This is a genomic window from Halorubrum sp. SP9, from assembly GCF_005435015.1.
GTDB classification, from domain to species: Archaea; Halobacteriota; Halobacteria; order Halobacteriales; family Haloferacaceae; genus Halorubrum; species Halorubrum sodomense.
The window spans coordinates 1-368 of record NZ_SGXU01000483.1; the positions used below are offsets into that span (position 1 = coordinate 1).

The 368-nt window shown below is 62.2% G+C and carries 1 protein-coding gene; it reads right to left on the reverse strand.

Annotated features, from left to right (window positions below):
• The coding region (locus tag EXE45_RS21030) for a hypothetical protein (RefSeq protein ID WP_394348157.1) at positions 1-241 on the reverse strand (241 nt) is incomplete at its 3' end.
• Between the last annotated feature and the right edge of the window lie 127 nt (positions 242-368).

Here is a 368-nt window from a genome sequence, read left to right on the forward strand (position 1 = left end):
TCGGTTCGGATCCTGCTCCGGCCGCGTCAACCGTGGTCTGCTCCGTGCCGCCTCCCGTCGGACTGTCCTTGACCGATTCGTCGTCCGTTACACTTCCCCAGACCGATTTGTCGTCCTCCGTTGAACTGTCCCAGACTGATTCGTCGTCTGTCGGTCTGTCCTCAGTCGGTTTGCTGTCTGTAGGCCCACTTCCGATCGGTTCACTGTCTGTCGGATCCCTCTCGACCGGTTTGTCGTCCATCTGCGCGCCGTTCCACAGCCGACTGCCGCTGTTCGATCCTTCTGAGGCATTGCTCGCTCGCGACGCGGACGGGCTTCGATCGGTCGCAACCTCGGACTCGCCGTCGCCGATCCACTCCCAGTTGTCG